The sequence below is a fragment of the Campylobacter pinnipediorum subsp. caledonicus genome, assembly GCF_002022005.1.
Lineage (GTDB): Bacteria > Campylobacterota > Campylobacteria > Campylobacterales > Campylobacteraceae > Campylobacter_A > Campylobacter_A caledonicus.
Map to the genome: position 1 here is coordinate 1,628,263 of NZ_CP017258.1, position 22,427 is coordinate 1,650,689.

The 22,427-nt window shown below is 30.1% G+C and carries 26 protein-coding genes, 1 tRNA gene and 1 pseudogene; 15 read left to right on the forward strand and 13 right to left on the reverse strand.

Features of this window, described 5'->3' with window-relative positions:
• Positions 1-160: 160 nt before the first annotated feature.
• A tRNA-Glu gene (locus CPIN18021_RS08160) sits at positions 161-235 on the reverse strand.
• 300 nt (positions 236-535) lie between these two features.
• On the opposite strand from CPIN18021_RS08160, the gene CPIN18021_RS08165 reads away from it, so the two are divergent.
• The 10 genes from CPIN18021_RS08165 to tpx all read left to right on the forward strand — a co-directional run bounded on the left by CPIN18021_RS08165 (position 536) and on the right by tpx (position 8,941).
• Positions 536-844 (forward strand): hypothetical protein, encoded by a 309-nt coding sequence (locus CPIN18021_RS08165; protein WP_141080396.1) that lies wholly within the window; start codon positions 536-538, stop codon positions 842-844.
• Positions 841-1,695: a deoxyribonuclease IV gene (nfo, locus tag CPIN18021_RS08170; protein ID WP_078423906.1), complete on the forward strand. Its 855-nt coding sequence runs from the start codon at positions 841-843 to the stop codon at positions 1,693-1,695. Before CPIN18021_RS08165 ends, nfo begins: the two co-directional genes overlap by 4 nt.
• Positions 1,688-2,950 (forward strand): OmpP1/FadL family transporter, encoded by a 1,263-nt coding sequence (locus CPIN18021_RS08175; RefSeq protein WP_078424810.1) that lies wholly within the window; start codon positions 1,688-1,690, stop codon positions 2,948-2,950. Before nfo ends, CPIN18021_RS08175 begins: the two co-directional genes overlap by 8 nt.
• A 9-nt stretch (positions 2,951-2,959) precedes the next feature.
• Positions 2,960-4,576, forward strand: a complete 1,617-nt coding sequence (locus CPIN18021_RS08180) for a long-chain-fatty-acid--CoA ligase (RefSeq protein ID WP_078423908.1) — start codon at positions 2,960-2,962, stop codon at positions 4,574-4,576.
• Positions 4,576-6,294, forward strand: coding sequence for an ATP-binding protein (locus CPIN18021_RS08185; protein WP_078424811.1), 1,719 nt, complete (start codon positions 4,576-4,578; stop codon positions 6,292-6,294). The genes CPIN18021_RS08180 and CPIN18021_RS08185 overlap by 1 nt, the downstream gene beginning before the upstream one ends.
• Positions 6,295-6,443: 149 nt before the next feature.
• Positions 6,444-6,770 (forward strand): preprotein translocase subunit SecG, encoded by a 327-nt coding sequence (gene secG / locus CPIN18021_RS08190; protein ID WP_078423910.1) that lies wholly within the window; start codon positions 6,444-6,446, stop codon positions 6,768-6,770.
• A 14-nt stretch (positions 6,771-6,784) separates the two neighbouring features.
• On the forward strand, positions 6,785-7,342 hold the full coding sequence (frr, locus tag CPIN18021_RS08195; protein ID WP_078398156.1) for a ribosome recycling factor: 558 nt from the start codon (positions 6,785-6,787) through the stop codon (positions 7,340-7,342).
• 5 nt (positions 7,343-7,347) lie between these two features.
• On the forward strand, positions 7,348-7,959 hold the full coding sequence (gene pyrE, locus CPIN18021_RS08200; RefSeq protein ID WP_078423911.1) for an orotate phosphoribosyltransferase: 612 nt from the start codon (positions 7,348-7,350) through the stop codon (positions 7,957-7,959).
• A gap of 1 nt (position 7,960) precedes the next feature.
• Positions 7,961-8,392: an RDD family protein gene (locus CPIN18021_RS08205; RefSeq protein WP_226995916.1), complete on the forward strand. Its 432-nt coding sequence runs from the start codon at positions 7,961-7,963 to the stop codon at positions 8,390-8,392.
• Between the two features lie 63 nt (positions 8,393-8,455).
• A complete protein-coding gene (gene tpx, locus CPIN18021_RS08210; RefSeq protein WP_078423912.1) occupies positions 8,456-8,941 on the forward strand; it encodes a thiol peroxidase in 486 nt (161 codons plus the stop codon).
• Between the two features lie 485 nt (positions 8,942-9,426).
• Here the strand turns inward: tpx and CPIN18021_RS08215 are convergent, their stop codons facing one another.
• The 9 genes from CPIN18021_RS08215 to gatC are packed head-to-tail and all read right to left on the reverse strand — an operon-like array spanning position 9,427 to position 16,898.
• A complete protein-coding gene (locus tag CPIN18021_RS08215) occupies positions 9,427-10,218 on the reverse strand; it encodes a shikimate dehydrogenase (protein WP_078423913.1) in 792 nt (263 codons plus the stop codon).
• 1 nt (position 10,219) lies between these two features.
• On the reverse strand, positions 10,220-11,068 hold the full coding sequence (locus CPIN18021_RS08220) for an SPOR domain-containing protein (protein WP_078423914.1): 849 nt from the start codon (positions 11,066-11,068) through the stop codon (positions 10,220-10,222).
• A gap of 11 nt (positions 11,069-11,079) precedes the next feature.
• Entirely contained in the window at positions 11,080-11,622 is a 543-nt protein-coding gene (locus tag CPIN18021_RS08225) for a DUF1882 domain-containing protein (protein ID WP_078424069.1), read from the reverse strand.
• The gene (locus CPIN18021_RS08230) at positions 11,622-12,866 is read right to left on the reverse strand and encodes a serine hydroxymethyltransferase (RefSeq protein WP_078424812.1); all 1,245 of its coding nucleotides are present in this window, start codon (positions 12,864-12,866) and stop codon (positions 11,622-11,624) included. Before CPIN18021_RS08230 ends, CPIN18021_RS08225 begins: the two co-directional genes overlap by 1 nt.
• Positions 12,867-12,868: 2 nt before the next feature.
• Positions 12,869-14,377, reverse strand: coding sequence for a lysine--tRNA ligase (gene lysS, locus CPIN18021_RS08235; protein WP_078423916.1), 1,509 nt, complete (start codon positions 14,375-14,377; stop codon positions 12,869-12,871).
• A 2-nt stretch (positions 14,378-14,379) separates the two neighbouring features.
• On the reverse strand, positions 14,380-14,847 hold the full coding sequence (locus tag CPIN18021_RS08240; RefSeq protein ID WP_078423917.1) for a Fur family transcriptional regulator: 468 nt from the start codon (positions 14,845-14,847) through the stop codon (positions 14,380-14,382).
• Entirely contained in the window at positions 14,844-15,500 is a 657-nt protein-coding gene (locus tag CPIN18021_RS08245; protein ID WP_078423918.1) for a CvpA family protein, read from the reverse strand. Before CPIN18021_RS08245 ends, CPIN18021_RS08240 begins: the two co-directional genes overlap by 4 nt.
• Positions 15,500-16,597 carry a type IV pilus twitching motility protein PilT gene (locus tag CPIN18021_RS08250; protein ID WP_078424813.1) on the reverse strand — a complete coding sequence of 366 codons (1,098 nt, stop codon included), beginning with the start codon at positions 16,595-16,597 and terminating at the stop codon, positions 15,500-15,502. Before CPIN18021_RS08250 ends, CPIN18021_RS08245 begins: the two co-directional genes overlap by 1 nt.
• A 13-nt stretch (positions 16,598-16,610) precedes the next feature.
• Positions 16,611-16,898, reverse strand: coding sequence for an Asp-tRNA(Asn)/Glu-tRNA(Gln) amidotransferase subunit GatC (gene gatC / locus CPIN18021_RS08255; RefSeq protein WP_078423920.1), 288 nt, complete (start codon positions 16,896-16,898; stop codon positions 16,611-16,613).
• Positions 16,899-17,021: 123 nt separating this feature from the next.
• Between gatC and CPIN18021_RS08260 the strand changes: the two genes are divergently transcribed.
• The 5 genes and pseudogenes from CPIN18021_RS08260 (at position 17,022) to hisG (ending at position 20,131) form a co-directional block, all read left to right on the forward strand.
• A complete protein-coding gene (locus CPIN18021_RS08260) occupies positions 17,022-17,585 on the forward strand; it encodes a hypothetical protein (RefSeq protein ID WP_078423921.1) in 564 nt (187 codons plus the stop codon).
• Positions 17,582-18,586 (forward strand): L-seryl-tRNA selenium transferase, encoded by a 1,005-nt coding sequence (locus tag CPIN18021_RS08265; RefSeq protein WP_078423922.1) that lies wholly within the window; start codon positions 17,582-17,584, stop codon positions 18,584-18,586. The genes CPIN18021_RS08260 and CPIN18021_RS08265 overlap by 4 nt, the downstream gene beginning before the upstream one ends.
• Positions 18,586-18,918 (forward strand): hypothetical protein, encoded by a 333-nt coding sequence (locus CPIN18021_RS08270; RefSeq protein ID WP_078423923.1) that lies wholly within the window; start codon positions 18,586-18,588, stop codon positions 18,916-18,918. Before CPIN18021_RS08265 ends, CPIN18021_RS08270 begins: the two co-directional genes overlap by 1 nt.
• Complete coding sequence (locus CPIN18021_RS08275; protein WP_078424814.1) at positions 18,905-19,531, forward strand: type III pantothenate kinase; 627 nt, start codon at positions 18,905-18,907, stop codon at positions 19,529-19,531. Before CPIN18021_RS08270 ends, CPIN18021_RS08275 begins: the two co-directional genes overlap by 14 nt.
• Positions 19,525-20,131, forward strand: a pseudogene (gene hisG, locus CPIN18021_RS09165) (ATP phosphoribosyltransferase). The gene CPIN18021_RS08275 and the pseudogene hisG overlap by 7 nt, the downstream one beginning before the upstream one ends.
• Here hisG and CPIN18021_RS08285 read toward each other — a convergent pair.
• From CPIN18021_RS08285 to CPIN18021_RS08295, 3 genes are read right to left on the reverse strand one after another with little or no spacing between them, the layout of a single operon-like run.
• On the reverse strand, positions 20,120-20,692 hold the full coding sequence (locus CPIN18021_RS08285; protein ID WP_078424815.1) for a MotE family protein: 573 nt from the start codon (positions 20,690-20,692) through the stop codon (positions 20,120-20,122). The pseudogene hisG and the gene CPIN18021_RS08285 sit on opposite strands and share 12 nt — an antisense overlap.
• Entirely contained in the window at positions 20,689-21,114 is a 426-nt protein-coding gene (locus tag CPIN18021_RS08290; protein ID WP_078424816.1) for a flagellar FliJ family protein, read from the reverse strand. Before CPIN18021_RS08290 ends, CPIN18021_RS08285 begins: the two co-directional genes overlap by 4 nt.
• Positions 21,111-22,361 (reverse strand): adenylosuccinate synthase, encoded by a 1,251-nt coding sequence (locus CPIN18021_RS08295; protein WP_078424817.1) that lies wholly within the window; start codon positions 22,359-22,361, stop codon positions 21,111-21,113. The genes CPIN18021_RS08290 and CPIN18021_RS08295 overlap by 4 nt, the downstream gene beginning before the upstream one ends.
• Positions 22,362-22,427 lie beyond the last annotated feature (66 nt).

Genomic DNA, 22,427 nt, shown 5'->3' on the forward strand with positions numbered 1-22,427 from the left:
TGCCTAGCTTCGGCTAGGCTTTATCTTATATGATCAAATCATAAAAAAATAATTTTCAATTATAGCTAACATTATTATTTAAATTTACAAAATCCAAAAATATATTAAAACAATAACTTTTAAAAAATAAGAAAATAAAAAGAGATATTTAAAAAATAAGTGGTGACCCATACGAGACTCGAACTCGTGTTACCGCCGTGAAAGGGCGATGTCCTAACCGCTAGACGAATGGGCCACTTCTTCTGAAGTTGAATTGGGATTATATTACAAGAACACTTAAAAATAACTTAAAATATTAAATTTTATTAAAAATATTTGCGATAATATATTTTTTATTGTATTATATGGAACAAATAATATTAATTAAGGTTTTATATTGAAACATTTTATCTTATTTTTTGCTATTGTTTTTTTTTACGGGTGTTCATTTAGACCAACACCTACAAGCTCACAGGTTTTTAATCTTACTTTAGTTTCCCCCATGATAAAGATAAATGACATTGTATTTTTGCATAAACATAAAAAAGGCTTAAATTTGCAAATATACAACACCGCATTAAATATAGCCAATATAAAAGTTTATAATAAAATATGCATAAATAGTGCATGTTTTGAAAAAATAGAATTTAATAAAAGATTTTTTTTAAATTCTTACTATGATGATATATTTGAAGATATTTTATTGCAAAAACCAATTTATAATAGAAAAAATTTACAAAAGACAGAATGTGGCTTTAACCAAAATATAAATAACAATTTAATACAATACGAGGTTTGCGCTAATAATGTTAAATTTATAGACACCAAAAACAAGATAAAAATAATATTAAGAGAGAATAAATGAAATATATAGGTGCTCATGTTAGTGCTAGCGGTGGAGTTGAGAATGCACCACTTAATGCAGCAAAAATAGGAGCTGATGCTTTTGCACTTTTTGTTAAAAATCAAAGGCAATGGACTGCGGCTGATTTATCAGAAAAAAGCATTGTGACTTTTAAACAAAATTGTGAAAAAGCAAATATTAAGCCAGAACATATACTCCCTCATGATAGCTATCTTATAAATTTAGGTCATTTTGATGATGAAAAAAGAGAAAAATCTTTTAATGCTTTTTTGGATGAGATAAAAAGAGTTCATCTGCTTGGATTAAAACTTTTAAATTTTCATCCAGGGTCTCATCTAAAAGAGATAAGTGAAAAAGAGTGTTTAGATAATATTGTAAAATGTTTAAATTTAGCCCTACAAGAGACTAGAGATGTTAAGCTTGTTATAGAAAATACAGCAGGACAAGGGTCAAATTTAGGCTATAAATTTGAACATCTTGCCTATTTGATAGAAAATGTTATTGATAAAACTAGAATAGGTGTGTGTATAGACACATGTCATCTTTTTGCGGCTGGTTATGATATAAGAGATGAAAAATCATACAATAAAACAATGAAAGAATTCGATGATATTATAGGATATGAGTTTTTATCCGCAATGCATATTAATGATTCTAAATTTGATATTAATTCAAGAAAAGATAGACACGAAAGTCTTGGCAAAGGATTTTTGGGTTTAAATGCCTTTAAAAATATTATGAATGATGAAAAAATAGATGATATTCCTTTGATACTTGAAACAATAGATGATAGTATATGGGATAAAGAAATTGAAATATTAAGAAATTTTACGAGGAGAAATGATGTTTAAAAAAGTTGTTTTTGGCACTGTTGCTTTTGCTTCTTTACTAAATGCAGCTGGATATAAGGTGCCCGAACAAAGTTCAGATGCCGTATCGCTTCTATCAAGCAATATTGCTACTAGTTTTGGTGCAGATGCGGCATACTATAACCCTGCTAATATGATGTTTTTGCCAGAAAATAGGCACTATTTTGAGGCTAATTTGGCATGGTTTCATATAAATTCAGTGAAATTTAATTCAAATAATTCAAAAAGTTACAAATCTAATAAGTTTGATTCGCTTGCAAGCACTATGCATTCTGTCTCACCAGAATATTATGAAAATTTTCGTTTTGGTATGAGTTTGGCTGTCCCTGCTGGTGTTGGAATATCATGGGATGACCCGGATACTGCCTTTACAGCAAAAAGATTTAAACTAAAAGTTGTTGAATTAAATCCTAGTGTTGCTTATAGGGTTAGTGATAATTTTGCGGTTGCTACTGGTCTTAGAGTTGCTTATACAAAAGGAATGCTAGCAAATGAATTATATGGATTAGGCGATCGTGCTTTACATGGTGATGGAGTGGATTTTGGATACAATCTCGCCCTGACATACAAACCAACACCTAATTGGTCTTTGGCTGCAACATATCGTTCTAAGATAGATTTAGACATAAAAGGTAATTCTAAAATAAACGTAAAAAAACTTGGTATAAACTATAATGGAAAAGTTGAAGTAAATATACCTCTTCCAGCTCAACTGGCATTAGCAACATCTTATAAGATACAAGATACAACCTTGATGTTTTCATATGAAAGAACATATTGGTCTAAATTTACGGGGTATGATTTTGAATATCCTGGAAGAAACCCTATACAAAATAAATTAGCAGAAGGTTTTTTTCAATTAGCGTTTGACAATAAAGTTATAAGAGATTATAGAGATACAAATACATATCGTTTTGGCGTAGCTCATGATGCGACTGACAGATTAAGACTGATGGCTGGTTTTGTCTATGATCAAAAAGCAGCCAAGAACAAGCAGAGTGTAAGTCTTGAACTACCAGACACTACTTCTTTGGCTTATTCTTTGGGTCTAAATTATAAAATCAATGATAATTTAGAGTTATCATTAGGCGGACTTTACCAAGATAGAAAGAAAAATGATTCGAGTATAAAAATGGCAAAGTTAGACAACGGTATGCCAATGCCTTTTAATCAGGATGGCGAAATATCAAAAGCTGCTATATGGATAATAAATAGCGGCATTAAATATAAATTCTAGGTAACCTACATGATCTATAAATATCAAAATCTATATGAAAATTTAGAGGTAATAGTTAAAGCTAATCCAAAATCTGTTGCTATATTTGAAGACAATAAAAAAATAAGCTATAAAGAGCTTAAAAATAAGATAGATAAGGTAGGTGCTTATCTTGAAAATGCAGGTATTAGACATGGAGATAAGGTTGGAATTTTAATTACTAACTCGCAAGAGTTTATAATTAGCTATTATGCTATTACTGCTATCGGAGCAGTTGCGGTTCCATTAAATACATTTTTAAAATCAGATGAAATAAAATATATCCTTAAAGATTGTGAAGCTAAAGCACTATTCTTATCCACCTCTTTTCAAAAAGAACTGCAAAAAGTAGATGATATGTCTATAAGTAATTTTATATGGGCGGGTGGAGTTCCAAAAACATTTACAAAAACTGATCTTTTGTATACACAATCTTGCAATGAAGATACTGAAAGTTTGTATCTTGAAAATGAAACTGATGAGACTATAAAGCATATTTGCTTTGAAGAGCTTTACACTTTTCCTAAAGAAATAGATTTTGTCAAAAAACCTATACTTGATGATTTGTGTCATATTATATACACATCAGGTACAACTGGAAAACCAAAAGGCGCTATGATCACATACAAAAATATTTTTTCAAACGTAGTTAAAACAAGCGAACGTTTTAAGGCATCTAAAAAAGATAGATTTGTTGTATTTTTACCTATGTTTCATAGTTTTACTTTAACATTAATGGTTATACTTCCTTTATGTTATGGTTCATCCATCATCCTTGTAAAATCTGTTTTTCCATTTTCAAATGTTTTAAAACAAACATTATTAAAAAGAGCAACTATATTTTTAGGTGTTCCGGCAATTTATACGGCTATAGGAAAGGCTAAAATTCCATGGTATTTTAAATGGTTTAACAATGTTCGTCTTTTTGTGTGTGGTGCCGCACCTTTAGCAAAACAAACTATTGATGATTTTAGTGCTAAATTTCCAAGAGCAAGTCTTGTGGAGGGCTATGGTCTTAGCGAATGCTCTCCTGTTGTTGCATCAAATTTATATGAAAAACAAAAACCACTTAGTGTTGGAATTCCGCTTGATGGCTATAAGGTTAAGATAGTTAATGATGAGATGGTAGAGATTCCAATTGGTCAAGTTGGTGAGATAATAGTAAAAGGTGATTGTGTTATGAAGGGCTATTATGGTATGGATAATAGTGATGTCATAATAAACGGATGGCTAAGAACTGGCGATCTTGGCAAGATTGATGAAGATGGTTTTATATATATAGTTGATAGGAAAAAAGACCTTATTATATCAAAGGGAATAAATATATACCCAAGAGAAATTGAAGAGGTTATTTATCAGCTTGAAGAGGTTGAGGCTGCTGCTGTTATAGGCGTTAGCGATGAACATGCTGATGAGGAAGTTGTTGCTTTTGTCCAGTTAAAAGAAGGTATGAATATTGACGAGAAATATCTTAAAAAATATCTTAAAAAATATCTTGCTAATTTTAAAATTCCTAAAAATATTTATTTTTCAGAGGAACTTCCTAGAAATGCAACAGGAAAGGTTTTAAAACGAGTTTTAAAAGAGCAATTAAAGGATAAAATTTAGTGCAATATTTGATTGATTTTTTAAATTCCAATGAAAAAGATATTGGAATTTCAAAAATATTAAATACAAGTGAAGATCAAACAAAAATATTAAGACACTTGAGTAAAAGCTATGTTGATGGGGTTTTTTCATTGTCTGTTTTTGATATTTTAAGCTCTGTTTTTACAATAGAAAATTTTAACCACATTGAACATCTTAAAGACATAAAGTCTCTTATAGAAAATGGTTGGATTGTTCAAAATTTTGGTGTTTTCAGAACAGAACAAAAGATGAGCCAATCTTTACTACCTCTTTTAAATTGCGAAGTTTCTCTATCTTTAAACTTTTTAAAAATACTAGAAGATGGCGATTTGAATCTTGAGTTACCAAATGCTGTGGCTTATGATGAAAATTTACAATACCTAAAAGATCAATTTCTAAGAATTGAATTATATGAAAAAAAATCACTGCTATCGGCAAAAAGTGAAGTAAGGTTAAAGATAAATAATCAGATATCAAAACTAGAAGATTATATAAAACAAAGAATTGAATTAAGCAAAATAGATATCGTTACAGAACAAATTTTTAAAGACAATACTTTAAATGAAAAAGAAGAACTTGTTTTTCTAACTCTTTTAAGGCAAGAGTATAGCAATGATTTTGAAAATCAAAGAGAAGTAGACAATCTAATATCATTAGTTAGCGAAGATGAGTTTGAATGCGTAAAAAATCGATCACTTTTAGATGATAACTCAAAATTGCTCGATAGTGGACTTATTGAATACGATGAAATTTTAAACTCATATTCTACTATAAGCAAGAATTTTTTTATAAATGAAGATGTGCTTCAAAGTATTATGCACCCCAAAAACTCAAAAAAAGAGAAAAAAATAAAAGTTGATAGCATAATCAAAGATTATCAGATATTTGAGCTTATAGAACCAACAACAAATATAAACGATGTGGTTTTAAACGAAAAGACAAAAGAGCTTTTGGATACAATACTAAAACAAGTTGATAAAAAGGTTCTTAATAGATTAAATAGCTGGGGTATAAAAAATAGAAAAAGCATAGATGCAAAAATCATTTTTTATGGTGAAGCTGGGACTGGTAAGACAATGAGTGCTGTTAGTCTTGCTAAGAGTCTTAAAAAGCAGGTACTTAGCTTTGATTGTTCTAAAATTTTAAGCAAATATGTTGGCGAGAGTGAACAAAATGTAAGAAAGATCTTTGATTCATATAATGAAATTTGTAAAAAAACAAAAACAGAGCCAGTACTACTTTTAAACGAAGCTGATCAGTTTTTAAGCACTAGAATAGAAAGTTCTAGTGGTGCTGAAAAAATGCATAATCAAATGCAAAATATATTTTTAGAGCAAATTGAAAGATTTAATGGCGTGCTTATAGCGACAACAAATTTTTTACAAACTCTTGATAGTGCTTTTTCTAGAAGATTTGATTATAAGATTGAGTTTAAAAAGCCTGATTTTGATTCTAGGCTTGCTATATGGCGTAAGGTTTTACCACAAAATGCTGACTTTGAAGATAATTTTGATATAAAAAACCTTGCTAAATACAATTTAAGCGGTGCTCAAATAGTTCTTATTATGAAAAATACAGCATTGAAAGTAGCAGTAAAAGATGAGCCAATATTTTTATTTGATGATTTTAAAAGCACAATAGAAAGAGAGTTAAACTCTGCTTTTGGTGAAGATAAAAAAGTTGGATTTGGTTCTTAAGTATTAACTCATAAAATTAAACAGGTAGCTAATATTTAAAATAAAGTATAACAAGATATCTTTTTATGCTTTTATCAAAATACATTTTAATATAAATTCAAATTTTTTTTGTATAATATCTAAAAATATAGTTTAAAAAGGAAAATTAAGTGAGTTCTTTATTTTTAATTTTACAATTTGTATTAGCTGTAATTATAACAATAGCAGTTTTACTACAAAAAAGCTCTTCAATAGGCTTAGGTGCATACAGCGGTAGCAATGAAAGTTTGTTTGGGGCAAAAGGTCCTGCTGGATTTTTAGCGAAATTTACATTTATAGCTGCGGTTTTGTTTATACTAAACACATTAACTCTTGGATATTCTTACAACAAAGAGATGAAAAAATCTTTATTTGACAATATAGATACAAAAACATTAAATATCCCTAAAGCAGCTGAACAAAAAGAAACTTCTGCACCAGCAGCGCCTGAAAAATAAAAAAGGAATAAACTATGATAAATGATATTTATAAAAATCAAAAGGAAAATAACGACAAAGCATTAGTTGCTTTAAAAAGAGATTTTACGACATTAAGAACTGGAAAAGTTAATATAAATATATTAGATCATGTTTATGTTGATTATTATGGAACACCAACAGCATTAAATCAAGTTGCTACGGTTATAGCGACAGATGCATCTACGATAACTATCACTCCTTGGGAAAAAACAATGATTAAAGAAATATCTACAGCTATCCAAGCTGCAAATATTGGTGTAAACCCAAATAGTGATGGTGATAGTGTTAAATTATTTTTCCCGCCTATGACTATGGAACAAAGAAAAGAGAATGCAAAACAAGCTAAAGCAATGGGAGAAAAAGCAAAAGTAAGCATCAGAAATGTAAGAAAAGATGCAAACGATGAAGTTAAAAAACTTGAAAAAGAAAAAGCAGTAAGCGAAGATGAGATAAAAAAAGCTCAAGATGAAATTCAAAAAATTACTGATGATTATAACTCCAAAATTGATGCTATAGTCAAAGAAAAAGAAGCAGAACTTTTAAAGGTATAATAACTGTGAATATAGAAAAAATTTACAAAGAGTGCGGGGCATATTTACAGGGTCATTTCTTGCTTAGTAGTGGAAAGCACTCTGAGTTTTATCTGCAAAGTGCAAAAGTTCTTGAAAATCCATCTTTAGCTGGAAGCTTAGCGGATGAATTGGCTAGCATTATAAATAATTCAGGTGTTGAATTTGATAGTGTTTGTTCGCCAGCACTTGGTGGTTTGCTTGCCGGATATGAACTAGCAAGAGCTAGCAAGAAAAGGTTTATTTTTACCGAAAGAGTAGAAGGTAAAATGTCTTTAAGGCGTGGATTTGAAGTTTTAAATGGAGAAAAATTTATAATTTGCGAAGACATTATTACGACTGGTGGTTCTGCCTTAGAAAGTGCAAAAATTATTGAAGAACTTGGCGGAGTTGTTGTTGGTTTTGCAGCTTTAGCAAATAGAGGATTTTGTAAATTAACAAATTTAGATACGAAGTCAAAACCGGAATGCAAACTACCATTTAATAAGCCACTATTTGCACTTGGTAATTTTGAGTTTGAAATTTACGATGAAGAAAATTGTCCCCTTTGTAAAAATGGCACAAAAGCCATAAAGCCTGGAAGTAGAGGTAACAACTAATTTGGCACAAAAAGCCAAAGCAAAAATTGCTCCTATTAGCCTAAGAATCAAAGCTTTCATTGTTGATACGTTTATGATTCTTATGCCTATTTTATATATCACAACATACATAATACTAGATGGAAAAGAAGACTTTCAAAACTCTCAAATAGCAATCTTTGCTTGCAATGCAATGTTTTGTATTGTACTATCTATATTTTTTGCAAAATTAGCACAAACACCTGGTTATAAGTCACAACAAATATATCTAATAAGTTTAAAAAGTGGGAAAAAGATAACATTTTTTCAAGCAGTTTTTAGATACATATGTTTTGTATTTGCTGGATGTAGCATAGTTGGTTTATTGCTTTGTTTTTTTAGAAAAGATAGATTAAATTTGCATGACTTGATGACAAAAACAGCGGCAGTATTACCAAATAGCAAAGCAAAATAAATTTAATATTTTAAAGTTTATTTAGGTAAAATTAAAATCATTTTAATAAAAAGAGGAGAGAAAATGACAAAATTTCAAGGAAACCCAGTAAAATTATTCGGAACACAAATTAAAGTAGGTGACAAAGCACCAGCAGTAGAAGTAGTAGGAAAAGATCTTAACGCTATTAAAATCGGCGAGGCTGGCAAAACTCAAGTAGTTGTAGTAGTGCCTTCGCTAGATACTCCTGTATGTGCTTCAGAAGCTCGCAAATTTAATGAAAAAGCTGCAAGCAAGACTGGTGTAGAGGTTGTTGTTGTAAGCATGGACTTACCGTTTGCTATGGGTCGTTTCTGCACCACAGAAGGCATAGAAAATGTACAAGTAGGTAGTGACTTTAGAGGTGCTGAGTTTGGTAAAGCCTATGGTGTTCTTATTGAAGATTCTGTTCTTAAAGGTTTGCTTGCTCGTGCTATTTTTGTTCTTAAGGATGGTAAAGTAGCATATACCCAAATAGTTCCTGAAGTAACAGAAGAACCTGATTACGAAGCAGTTTTCGCTGCTCTATAATTTACCACGATACGACCGAACAAAATCGGTCGTATTCTACACACAACATCTTATAAATTAAAAAATCTTTATTGAATTTATATTTTACTACTCTAGCATTAAGATTTAAAACATTAAAACTATATGATTTTTTATCCAAAAAGCTTCAAATTTGTTTAACACTTATTTTAATGAGCTTGAGGTGATTATGTATCAGAGTAGAGCTTTCTAGTTTGGCTTGCGTTAGTTTTTTACTTTTAGGCCAAGTTTATAAATGTTTTACTAAGCTAATTTATGAAACAAATTTCCATATCTTTCAAAGCTTGTCTTACATTGTTTTAGAACTTCAGTATTTGATTATATAATTACTTATTACAGCCTACAAAACTATATACAAAGAAAAATATATCAAAGAATTTATATTAGTTACTAGCTTGGATTTGGTTATTAGGAAACTTTACTTATAAAAAATATAATCTATATTTCAAAAAATCTCAAATAGTATTTTATAATTTAAGATTTAAAACTTCTCTCATTGATTTTTCTATTTTTTCTTCATCAAAAGCATTATCGAAGAACAAATTAAAAGCTAATACAGCTTGAAACAATAGCATATCCTTGCCATCTTTATATGTAAGATTGTATTTGTCTGCGAGTTTTAAAAAAGGTGTTTTTTTACCATATATGACATCAAATGCAAATTGACTATCACATAAAACTTGTTCTAACAATTCTATAGGTGTACATAAACTATCATCTTTTAAACCAGCAGATGTTGTATTTACAACTATATCAAATTGCTCTGATTTAAAATCTGTCCAATCATAACATCTAAAATTTATAAAATCAGAAAATCTATGCTTACTCCTATTTAAAATACAAACTTCTATATCATTTTTATTAAGTATATAAGATATGGCTTTTGCTGTCCCACCAGCACCTATTACTAATGCTTTTTTTATGCCTTTAAAATCTTTTATCGACTTTAAAAAACCATCAGCATCTGTATTGTATGCATATATTTTTTGATTTTTTAAAACAAGTGTATTTGCGGAACCTATTGCTTTTGCTGTATCGCAAACTTTATCGCTTAAATTTAGAGCAAACTCTTTATATGGAACTGTAACATTTGCACCAGATAAAGAGAGTGCTTTAAATTTAGAAATAATATCGCTACCGTTAGATAATTCAAACCTAGAGTATGAACACTCTAATCCTAAATCCAACATCGCCTTATTGTGCAAAATAGGCGATATGGAGTGTGTTATTGGATTACCAATAACAGCAAATAATTTCATTTTATTTTACTCTATAAACAAATGCGCCTTTATTTATAGTTTTTCTAATTTTTTCTAACTCAGTTTTTAGTTTAGAACTATCAAAAGGACCTATTAACACTTTTGTAGTACTTCCAACTCTTAGAGTCTTATATTCATATCCCTTAATTAAGATATTATTTAATTCTTTTTTATCTGGCTCTACTTTTGAAGTTGCTGAAACCTGAATATAGGCACCTGCCGTTATTTTGCTTTCTTTGGAAACATTATTTTGAGCCTTTTTTACATCTTTTGTCTCTTTATTTAAAGAAGCTCTAGTTTCTTTTATGACTTTTTCTACAACAGGTTTTTTAGCAGTAGATTGTTTATTTGTTTTTTTATCTTTTACTTCTTTTTTTGCTATTTCTTTCTCTGGTTGTTTTACTGTTTCAGGTAATTGTTCTTGAACTTCTTTTATTACTTTGTTAGTTTCTTGTTCTTTAGTTGCTTCTTTTGGTGCTACTTCTTGCTTAACATTTTCTTTTTCTTTCAATCTTTTTACCATATCTTCAAAATCATCTTGCGATTTATTTTCTGGCAATATTGGCACTTGTTCAAATAATTGCTCATTGTTACCCGAGTTATTTACAGAAGAAATTAAATTTTGTTCAGGTTTTTCATCAGGAATAGGAGGCAAAGCTAATCTAGAATCCAGCTCATTATCAGAAGAAACATTATTATCATTGGAATTTATAATTTTCATTGTAGCTATAACTATTAAAAAAAGTATACTCAAAGCAGCAACTAATATTAAAACTTTTTTAAGCTTTAAATTCTTGGTATCATCCTCATTATCTAAAAGTATATCTTTTAATTCGTCACTATTTTGCATAATATTCCTTTTTACATATGTTTTGACCAGCTAGCCCCGCGCTCTTTTTGATACAGCTTATAAGGCAATGCTAATATATTAAATTCTTTTGGTAGTTCCATTGTTGGAAACATTCTCCATTCTCTAGCCAATCGCTGTGATAACTTCATACTTAACATATTTGCAAGTTGGCAAGCTTCATTAAATGTAGTATGTCCTTTATGAACATAAAGATGTAAATGACCTTCGGTCTTGCTTTCATAAGCAGTGAAGTTTATAAAACCCTCTTCTCTAAGCAAAAGTTGGGCTCTATGCCAAAAACGTTCGGGTGTTCTACCGTTATAATCAAATACTATATTTTCAACTTTATCAAAGTTATTGATAAGTGAATGAGCTGCTATTATATTTTTATCATCATGATCTTTGATGACTTTATAGTTTAGCATCTCATCGACTTTTTCAAATTTATCAAAAAAAGTCTTACCCTTATACTCAATTTTATTTACTATATTATCTCTTTTTATATAATAATGATTGGTAATCATTTTTATAAGAGTTATGTCTATATTTTGCATCAAAACATCGCTTTATCATATATAATAAATTTATTAGCAAGTTCTTTAAGCTCACCTTTAATCTTTTCTTGTAAAGAAGTGTTGTTTATATCATCTAAAACATCAGCAATTTTATTTCCTATAAACTCAAATTCTTGCTCTTTCATACCCCTTGCTGTTAAAGCTGGAGAACCTATACGAACACCACTTGTCACAAAAGGACTTCTTGTCTCTCCCGGAACTGTGTTTTTATTTACAGTTATACCGGCATTTCCTAAAGCAATATCCGCATCTTTTCCACTAAATTCTTTATTTAAAAAGCTTAACAATATAAGGTGATTATCAGTTCCACCACTTACCAAATCATAACCTCTAGAAATCATAACCTCGCCTAGTTTTTTTGCATTAGCTTTTACTTGTTTTGCATACTCTTTCCATTCAGGACTTAGATTGTGTTTAAACCCAACTGCTTTACCGGCAATAACATGCATTAATGGACCACCTTGGATACCTGGGAAAATACTAGAGTTTATTTTCTTTGCATAATCTTCATTATTTGTCATAATGATACCACCTCTTGGGCCACGCAATGTCTTATGAGTTGTTGAACTAACAACATCACAATAAGGAAAAGGATGATTATGCTCACCAGCAACAACAAGACCGGCAATATGTGCCACATCAGCAAATAAAAATGCGCCTACTTCATCAGCAATTTGTCTAAATTTAGAAAAATCTATCTCTCTAGCATAAGCGCTAGCGCCACAAACTATAAGCTTTGGTCTTACTATTTTAGCGATCTCCAAAACTTTATCGTAGTTTATACGACCATCTAATTCGACACCATAAAAAAAGCTCTCATAAATTTTACCAGAACTACTAACTTTTGCTCCATGAGTAAGGTGTCCTCCGTGACTTAAGTCCATACCTAAAATTTTATCTCCGGACTGCAAGAAAGCTCCATAAACACCCTGATTTGCTTGAGAACCTGAATTTGGTTGAACATTTGCAAACTCACATCCAAAAAGTTGCTTACATCTATCTATAGCAATTTGTTCAATTTGATCAACAAATTCACATCCGCCGTAATACCTCTTATTTGGGTATCCTTCAGCATATTTGTTTGTAAGAATAGAGCCCATAACTTCCATAACCTCGGGATATGTAAAATTTTCACTTGCTATCATTTCAAGGTGATGTGTTTGACGTTGTAACTCTTTTTGCGCTAAATCAAAAATCTCTTTATCAAAATTTTCAACACTCATCTCTATTCTCCTTTTTTATTTTCAGATTTTAAAGGTCTCATCGCTGGGAACAATATAACATCTCTAATTGATTTTTTGTTTGTAAGCAGCATAACAAGTCTGTCTATACCAAGCCCCTCTCCTGCAGTAGGAGGCATACCATGACTTAAGGCTCTAACATAATCTTCATCCATTTCATGAGCTTCATCATCACCTGCTTTTTTTCCTTCAATCTGAGCAGCAAAACGTTCATATTGATCAATAGGATCATTTAATTCGTTAAATCCGTTTGCAAGCTCTCTTCCTGCAATAAAAAGCTCAAATCTTTCAGCAACCATTGGATTATCATCACTTCTTCTTGAAAGCGGACTTATTGATATAGGAAAATCAACTATAAATGTTGGATTGATTAATTTTTCTTCAACATAGTTATCAAAAAGTTCTGCCTGAAGATGTCCTAAATCTAATTTATCATTAGCCAAAAATCCATCGGCATTTAGTTTTTCTAAAATTTTCTCTCTATCTTCAACTATCTCAGGATCTATTCCGCCTATTTCAACAATGGCTTTTTTATAATTTATTCTTGCAAATGGTTTTGAAAAATCTAATTTCATACCATCAAATTCAATAATCTTATCCATATCAAGCGCATCTAAAAGAGTACTAAATAGCTCTTCTGTTAAATTCATCAAATCCCTATATGTATGATAAGCCCAATAAAACTCTATACTTGTAAACTCGGGATTATGAGTTAAATCCATACCCTCGTTTCTAAAACATCTATTCATCTCATAAACAGCTTCAAAACCACCAACAACTAAACGTTTTAAGTATAACTCTGGTGCAATTCTTAAAAATCTATCAACGCCTAATGTATTATGGAATGTAACAAAAGGTCTTGCATTTGCACCACCAGCTATAGGGTGCATCATTGGAGTTTCAACTTCCAAAAAGCCCTTTTCTTCTATAAATTTTCTAATAGTACTAATCACTATAGAACGGGTCTTAAAATCTTTTTTAACATCTGGATTCATTATCATATCGAGATATCTTTGGCGATATCTTATTTCTATATCTACAAGTCCATGATATTTTTCTGGCAACGGAGATATGGCTTTAGTTGCTAATTGCAACTCGTTTACATGCAATGAAAACTCACCTTTTTGAGTAACAAAAGCATATCCTCTAACCCTTATAATATCGCCTACTTCAATATTATTTTTAACTTCATTAAACCAATCATCTCCCAAAGTGTTTTTATTAAAATATATTTGTATGCTTCCGCTTTCATCTTCTATATTTGCAAAAACAGCCTTGCCCGCTATACGCATAAGCTTTATACGCCCAGCCAAAGAAACCAAAATACTATCTTCTTTTTTATCATCAAGCTCTGTTATGTAGTTAAATTTTGATTTAAACTTAGCTACACTCATATCTTTTCTAATAAAATGCGGATAAGGATTTATACCTTTTTCTTTTAATTCATTTGCTGTTTTAAGTCTTTGAGTTTCAAGTTGGTTATAAGAAATCACTATTATTTACCTTTTATATTATTTTTTGAGCACTTTTCACACACACCATATAATTGCATCATGTGTCCAGTTAGCCTAAAGCCATTTTCTTTAGCAATGGCCGTTTGTCTTTTTTCAATTATAGAATCTTCAAACTCAACTATAAGACCACATTTTTTACAAATCAAATGATCATGATGTGGTTTAGTTGCGAGTTCAAATTTTTTACCCTGAGAACCAAAACTTATGGAGGTAACCATGTCTGATTCTTCTAATAAATTTAATGTTCTATAAACTGTCGCTATTCCAACGTTAAGCTCAGGATACTCTTCTTTTATTGCTATATATAATTTTTCCGGAGTAAAATGCTCATCGCTATTATAAAGAGTTTTTATTAAAACCTCTCTTTGCTTTGTGTATTTTAGACCATTATCACGAAGAATTTTTTTAAACTTCTCAAGTATTGCATCATATTCTAAATTTTCTATCATTTTTGCTCTCCTTGGGTAGTATTTATATCTCCCATTTCTATTAGTAATTTTTCATTACTAATGTTGTTATCCTTTGTTATTTCTTCTGTTGATAGATTGATTAAATTATCAATTTTGACATCCTTAGCTGGTCTGTTTACGATATTTGCAACATCATTTTTAATAGCCTGAACATCCATGTTTATTATCCATTTTCCAGACTGCAAAAGCACTGGATAAACCTTACTATTTTTAAAAAATGGCGCTATTGTGGAGTTTAAGTTAGTATTTGAAATAACTGCTAAAACAGCAGCAAGAGTTAGGAAAATTTTACCACTTCCAGCTAAAAATCCACCAAATCTATCTATAAAACCAAGACCACTGGCACCAACCAATTTTGCCAAAAACTTACCTATTAGTATACAAAGTATCCAAAAACAGATCCACAAACAAATAAAGCTTATAAATTCAAGCATTGATGGATTATTTATTTTATAAATATTTTTATCAATAAAATCGCCAGCTAAATTTGAAAACCTGCTAGATACAACAAGACCACCAATAAGACCAATAAGACCAAAAACTTCTCTTATAAGACCGTTTATCAGACCCTTAATACCTAGTATTAAAACAATTCCTACTATCGCGATATCAAACCATTCAACTATTTGCATTATATTCCCGAATTAATTAAATTTGAAAGCTCTGTTTGGTTTGTAGAATACCTTAGAGCATTTTCCTTTGTTATATAGCCACTTTTTAAAGCTTTTAACAACGCCTGTGTTTGTGTCTGCATACCAGTTTGTTGCTGGTTTAATTGCATTTGTGAATAAACTTGGTGGATCTTATTTTCACGAATAAGATTCGAAGTTGCAGCATTGTTTAAGAAAATTTCATGAACAGCCACCCTGCCCCCACCAACTTTTGGTATAAGACTCTGAGATATAATAGTGGCGAGTGATATACTGAGCATATTTCTAATCTGAACTTGCTCGCTACCATCGAAACTATCAACAATTCTATTTATAGTCTGTATTGCTGAGTTTGTATGCAGTGTTCCAAAAACCAAGTGTCCAGTTTCGGCAGCCGTAATAGCAGTTGAAACAGTCTCTCTGTCTCTCAACTCACCAACAAGTATAATATCTGGATCTTGGCGCAATGCATATTTTAAGGCTCTTGCATAAGATTGTGTGTCAGTACCTATATTTCTATATGAAAATAAAGATTTTTTATTTTCATGAACAAACTCAACTGGATCCTCAACGGTAATTATATGCTTTCGCTCTCTTAAATTTATTTCATTTAACATAGCCGCAAGAGTTGTTGATTTTCCGCTTCCTGTTGGTCCAGTAACAAGAATAAGACCTTTTTCTCTTCTTATAAGTTCTTTAAAAACAGCAGGGGATTTTAATTGATCCAAAGATGGCACATCTAAAGGAATGATACGAAAAGCTGCTGCCAATTCACCATTATTCGTATAATAATAATTACCCCTAAAACGACCTATATTTGGCAACTCTATTGCAAAGTCAAGTTCTTTATTAGTTTCAAGTTCGCTTTTTTGAGTATCTGTTATAAGAGCATAACAAAGATTTTCTATATCTTTACCATGTAAAACACCGAGTTCCAAAGGCCTTAAAACACCATCTATTCTTATTTGAGGTTCTGCGTTAGTTATAAGATGCAAATCACTTGCTTTATTAAAGACAACTGTTTTTAATAAAGTTTCGATATCTGTATTTATATTACTTCTTACTTCCAGATTATCCATAATTTTTCCATTTTTATTCTATTATTTTTGGAACCACAAAAAAATTCACTTCTCTAGATGGGGAATTTTTTAAAACATCATCTATAACATAAGATGCGGTAATTTTATCCTCTCTTAAAGGTGTTCCGCCACTTGTAATACTTACGACTGCATTATCTTTACTTAAATCAAGCTCATTTAAAATATCAACAAAAGATACTATTTCGCTAAGTTGCTGTTTTATCTCTTCTCTCTTTTCATCTTTTATTTTTATTGAGGAAAGTTTTTCTAGTTTATCAAGCAATTTATCATCTATATTCACAAAATAATCCTAACTTTTAAATTTAAATTTTTAGCATTATAACACATTAAGCTTTAATTTTGTGCCTATTTTGTATTATTTATGCTACAATTAGCTTCTAAAATTTATAAAAAAGGAATTATTTTGGCCATACAAGATGACTTGAAAGTAATTAAACAAGAAATTAGCACAGAAGAACATTTTTTGGAAAATATAATTAAAGGTGAAAGATTTTTTAAAAGATACAAAAAGTTTTTTATATCTTTAGTCATAATTGCAGTTATTGTACTTGTTGCTTTTTACACAAATAAATTTATAAATCAAAATAGAATAGAAGCAGCAAATAAAGCATACTCGGAACTTATTTTGGATCCAAATAACCAAAATGCACTAAATACATTAAAAGATAAAGAGCCATCTTTATATGCTCTTTTTAAATTTAAAGCATATAGAGACAATAACCAATCAGAAATAAAAAAATTATTAAATGAACCAATAGATCCTATGTTAAAAGAAATTTTTTCTATGCAAATTGGGGATAGCAACTCAGAAATAGGTTCTGATTATGCAATACTAATGAACGCTTTTAACTACCTAAAACAAAATAAAATAAAAGAAGCTAATGCTGAATTTGCCAAAATTCCACTAAACTCACCTTTAGCAAATTTAGTAAAAAGCCTACAACATTATCAAGGATATAAAAAATGAAAAAATTATTAATATTAGCTAGTATATCTATAGTCTTAATAATCTCTGGATGTAGCACAAAAAGACAATATTTTGAGCCAGAAAAAGTAGATATGAACGCTAAATTTGACTCATCTTTAGACTCAAAAATAACACATACAAGTATTTCAGGAGCCACATTAGAAAATGGGGAAATCATAACAATTGATGGAATTAATAAAAATATTAAGCTACCAAAAGGTTTTAAACTTCTTGGTGTTGACAATAACAATGTCATAGCAAGTGATATATATGGCGAATTAAAAGTTATAAACAAGAAAGATAATAGCGATGTCTTTTCAAAAAAATTCCCTGAAGCTATAGTTTCTGCAGCAATAGAAAACAATCTTTTAGCTGCCGTAAGTGCGGCAAATAGTATTTATTTGATAGACATATATTCAGCTAAAACAATGATGGAATACAAATCAGAAGATGTTTTTGCAATTGATTCTAGAGTTGCTCAACCACTATTTTTAAACTCAATAATTATATATCCTTCGCTAGATGGAAAAATTTATGTAACACAAAAAAATGGACAAATTATAAAAGACATAGTAATAAGCTCTGAATCATTTTTTAATAATATAATATATCTAGATGTTATAGATGATTACATGATAGCAGCTACCGCGAAGAAAATTATGGTTATAACACCTAGTCAAACTGTCTTTTTAAATAAAGAAATTAAAAATATATTAAGAAATGAAAAAGATATTTATATATTTGAAAAAGATGGAACAGTAACAAAAACCGACCTAACATTGACAAAATTAGCAGATACTTATTTTAAATTTGCTATTTTTTCAAATGCAACCGTTGTAAACAACAAATTATATATAGTGGAAAAAACTGGATATATTTTCCAAACTGATTTAAACTTAAAAAATCAAAATATTATTAAAATAAATAGCGAAATACAAGATAAAATTTTTGTTGCAAAAGATATTTTATATCATGATAAAGAGTATATGAAGTTCGAATAATGAATGAAAAAGTTTTTGAGCTTTTTGAAAATAAAAAAATACTTTTAAGGAACTTACAAAAACTTAATTTATCAGAATTTACCAAAATTCGCACTATTAGTGCTTATTTTGGTGTTGATATGAAGGGTTTTTATACAATTGTTTTCATAAGTGTAGCAAAATCTAGGTTTATGAAAAAAAATTATATTTTTTTAGATGATATTTGTGATAAGTATGAAAAGAAATTCGACACAGCTATAAAAAAGCGAATTTTGTTTTATAGATCAAATATTTGCTCTAAAACCCTGCATGAATTAAAATCAAATAGCTGGAGATGCTATGATTTTATGTGATATAGGCAATACAAATGCTACTTTTTGTGAAGATGGTAAAATATCACAAATTGGTATAGATAAATTTAAAGAATACAAGCCAAATCAAAAAGTTTATTACATATGTGTAAATGACCAAATACAAAAAATAATTAAAGAACAAAAATATTTTATAAATTTAGAGCCTTACTATAAAATAGATACAATATATCAAGGTTTAGGAATAGATAGAATAGCAGCATGTTCTAATATAACAAATGGTGTTGTTGTGGATGCTGGAAGTGCTATAACTGTTGATATCATGCTAAACTCTCTACATATAGGTGGATATATTTTACCAGGAATAGCTCATATGTTAAAAGCTTATGAAAATATATCGCCTAGACTCAAAATACCAATAAACTCACAAATAGATCTAGATGCTTTTCCACAGCGAACAACAGATGCTATAAGCTATGGAATAATAAAACCCATAATAACGCTACTAGAAAAGGTTGCTTTTGGACAAAATGTATATTTTACTGGTGGTGATGGACAATTTTTATCAAAATTTTTTAAAAATGCAATATATGATAGAATGCTTGTTTTTAGATCTATGCAAAAAATTATAAACGAAAAAGTATTAGCATGTTGACAATAGCTTTATCAAAAAGAAGGCGATAGCCAACGACACACTATCATCTTTTAAAAAAATTTTAATTCCAACTTTGCATTTTAAAATAGAAAACTTATCTTAAAAAGATAATTTCACTTTTTTAATGGCTAGAAATCAAGACATCTCTACATATGTAGCAGAAGGCGCAACCAATATAGGAGTGATTGGTCTTTTGATGTATCAGAAGAGCAAAAAGTTGACATAGTAAGGCTATATTATACGAAAATGCGATATTTGCATTGGAGTAAAAAAGGTCTTAAGCTAGACTATACACAACCGCAATTAAAGATAGCTACCAAAATGCCAAATTAGCCAAAGTTTATTTAATAAAAAACCATAGCATTAAAAGTAATTAAACTATATGGATTCTATAGAGCTAGCACCACTAGTTGGTTTTAGCAACGCTATAGTTGATATTGCAAAACAGGTGCAACAATGAAACAAAATGGTCTCGAGGCAGCAGAAACAATTATAAAAGTTTTGCTTACATGATAGCAAACAAAAATAGTTTTCTAATAAAAAGATGAAATACTAGATCTTTATATAAAAATAAAAAAACCAAATAAACTAAAAATCTAAAATATTTCCTTCCGGGGCTTGTTTCTCATCTTGTTTTTTAATGTCTTTAAACGGTGGTCCTTTAGTAAGCATTATAGTTATATCAGAGGCAACATTTGGTTGCATTTTAGCCATTATGGCAGATATTTTTTTAGGCTCAAGGGCATACATGATACTAGCAGCTTGCGCTACACTCATATCAGAAAGAATATCTGCTGCCGCCTGATCTTTCATCTTTGCATATGAAGCACTAACTTTATCAGTTGTCATATTTTTTAATTCTTGTAAAATTTTATTATTTTTTTCTATTAGAGTGTCTATTTCTTTTTTTTTATTTTCTATCGTTTTTAAAGTAGAGTTTATATCTAATTCTTTTTTGTTTAAATTTGATATTTTTTCATCATACAAAGACTTAACACTAGCTCTAAATGCCTCTAAAGCTTGTCTTTGCTCATCAATCCTATCAAGCTCTTTTAATATCTCGCCTTTTCTTGCTTCAAAAATTTGATTGCAATCAACAGATGCATCATCAGCATATACAAAACTACATAAAAATATAAAAATATAAAATATATTTTTCATATATCAGTCCTTTGAGAACTAAATTTTATTGTAGCAAATTCATCTAATTCCATCATCTCTTTTTGCTTTATCTTTTTGATTTCTTTTTTAAATTCTTCTTGTTCTAAGTATTTCATTTTCTCATATTCTAAATTAGCATTTTTATATTGATGAGTAAAGTGCATAACCTCTTTTTGGGCTATATTTAACTTTTCATTCAACAACAAAATATCATTTTTCATTATATTTATTAAGTGAAGCTCTTGTCTCAATTCACTTATATTTCCAGTTTTTGGAAGCAAGGTTTGCGAAAGTCTATCTTTCGCTGTTTGAATATTTAGCTCACAAGTACGCACATTATTTCTAGCTTTTGCCAATTTCGCCTCAACTTTATCTAAAATCTGTTTTTTTACACGCACTATAGAGCTAAATTTATTTGTCATTTGATAATAGTATCGCTTCTTTCAGGGCTTGTTGATATAAGTCCTATTTTAACACCCGTAAGCTCTTCTATTCTTTCTATATATCTTTTTGCATTTTCTGGTAGGTCATCATATCTAGTAATACCAGCTGTTTTACCCCATCCAGGAATCTCTTCATATATAGGCGCAACATTTTCTAAATCAGTAGGAACATAGTCTATTGTTTCGCCTTTGTATTGATAAGCTTTGCATATTTTTATCGTATCAAATCCATCCAAAACATCAAGTTTCATAAGCGCGTATTTATCAACGGCATCTAGTCTTGAAGCATATTTTACACTAACAGCATCAAACCAACCGCAACGTCTTTTTCTTCCCGTGGTAGTTCCAAACTCTTTACCTATCTCACAAAGCATATCGCCGTATTTCGTATTATCTTCTGTTGGAAAAGGTCCAAAACCAACTCGTGTGCTATATGCCTTAATAACACCTACAACATCGCCTATTTCTTTTGGATTTAGACCAAGTCCTGTACAAGCTCCAGCACTTATAGTATTTGAGCTAGTTACATAAGGATATGTTCCATGATCTATATCTAAAAGAGTGCCTTGCGCACCTTCTAATAACACTTTTTTATTTTTGTCTATAGCCTCCCAAACAATTTGAGTAGTATTTGCTATATACGGTTCTAATGCTTCCTTGTAGCGTTTTAGATCAGCCAAAAGCTCTTGCTCATTTGGAATTTTAACGCCAAGTGCCTCAAAAATTGTCTTATTTGCCTCAAAATCACTCATCAAAGACTCACAAAGTCTTTCTGGTTCTAAAAGTTCTCCAACTCTATGTCCTGTTCTGCTTATTTTATCAGCATAAGTTGGCCCTATGCCTTTTCCAGTTGTTCCTATTGCTTTTTCGCCTTTCAATCTCTCTTTTGCTTGATCGACCAAACTATGATGATTTAAATTCAAATGAGCCTTATCACTTATATAAAGTCTGCCTTTTATATTGTCAAATTGAGCCATTTCTGCTATCAAAACTTCTGGATTTACAACAACTCCATTGCCTATTATATTAACTATGTTTTCATGCAAAATACCACTTGGCATTAGATGAAGAGCATATCTTACACCGTCTACCCATATTGTATGGCCAGCATTATGGCCACCTTGAGAACGACAAACCATATCATAATTTTGAGATAGCATATCTACTATCTTTCCTTTACCTTCATCTCCCCATTGCACGCCAACCACTATATCAGCTTTTCTCATTTTCTACCTTTCAATTATTTTTATTAAAAAATTATTTTATACAAAAACTCTACTATTAATTTATAA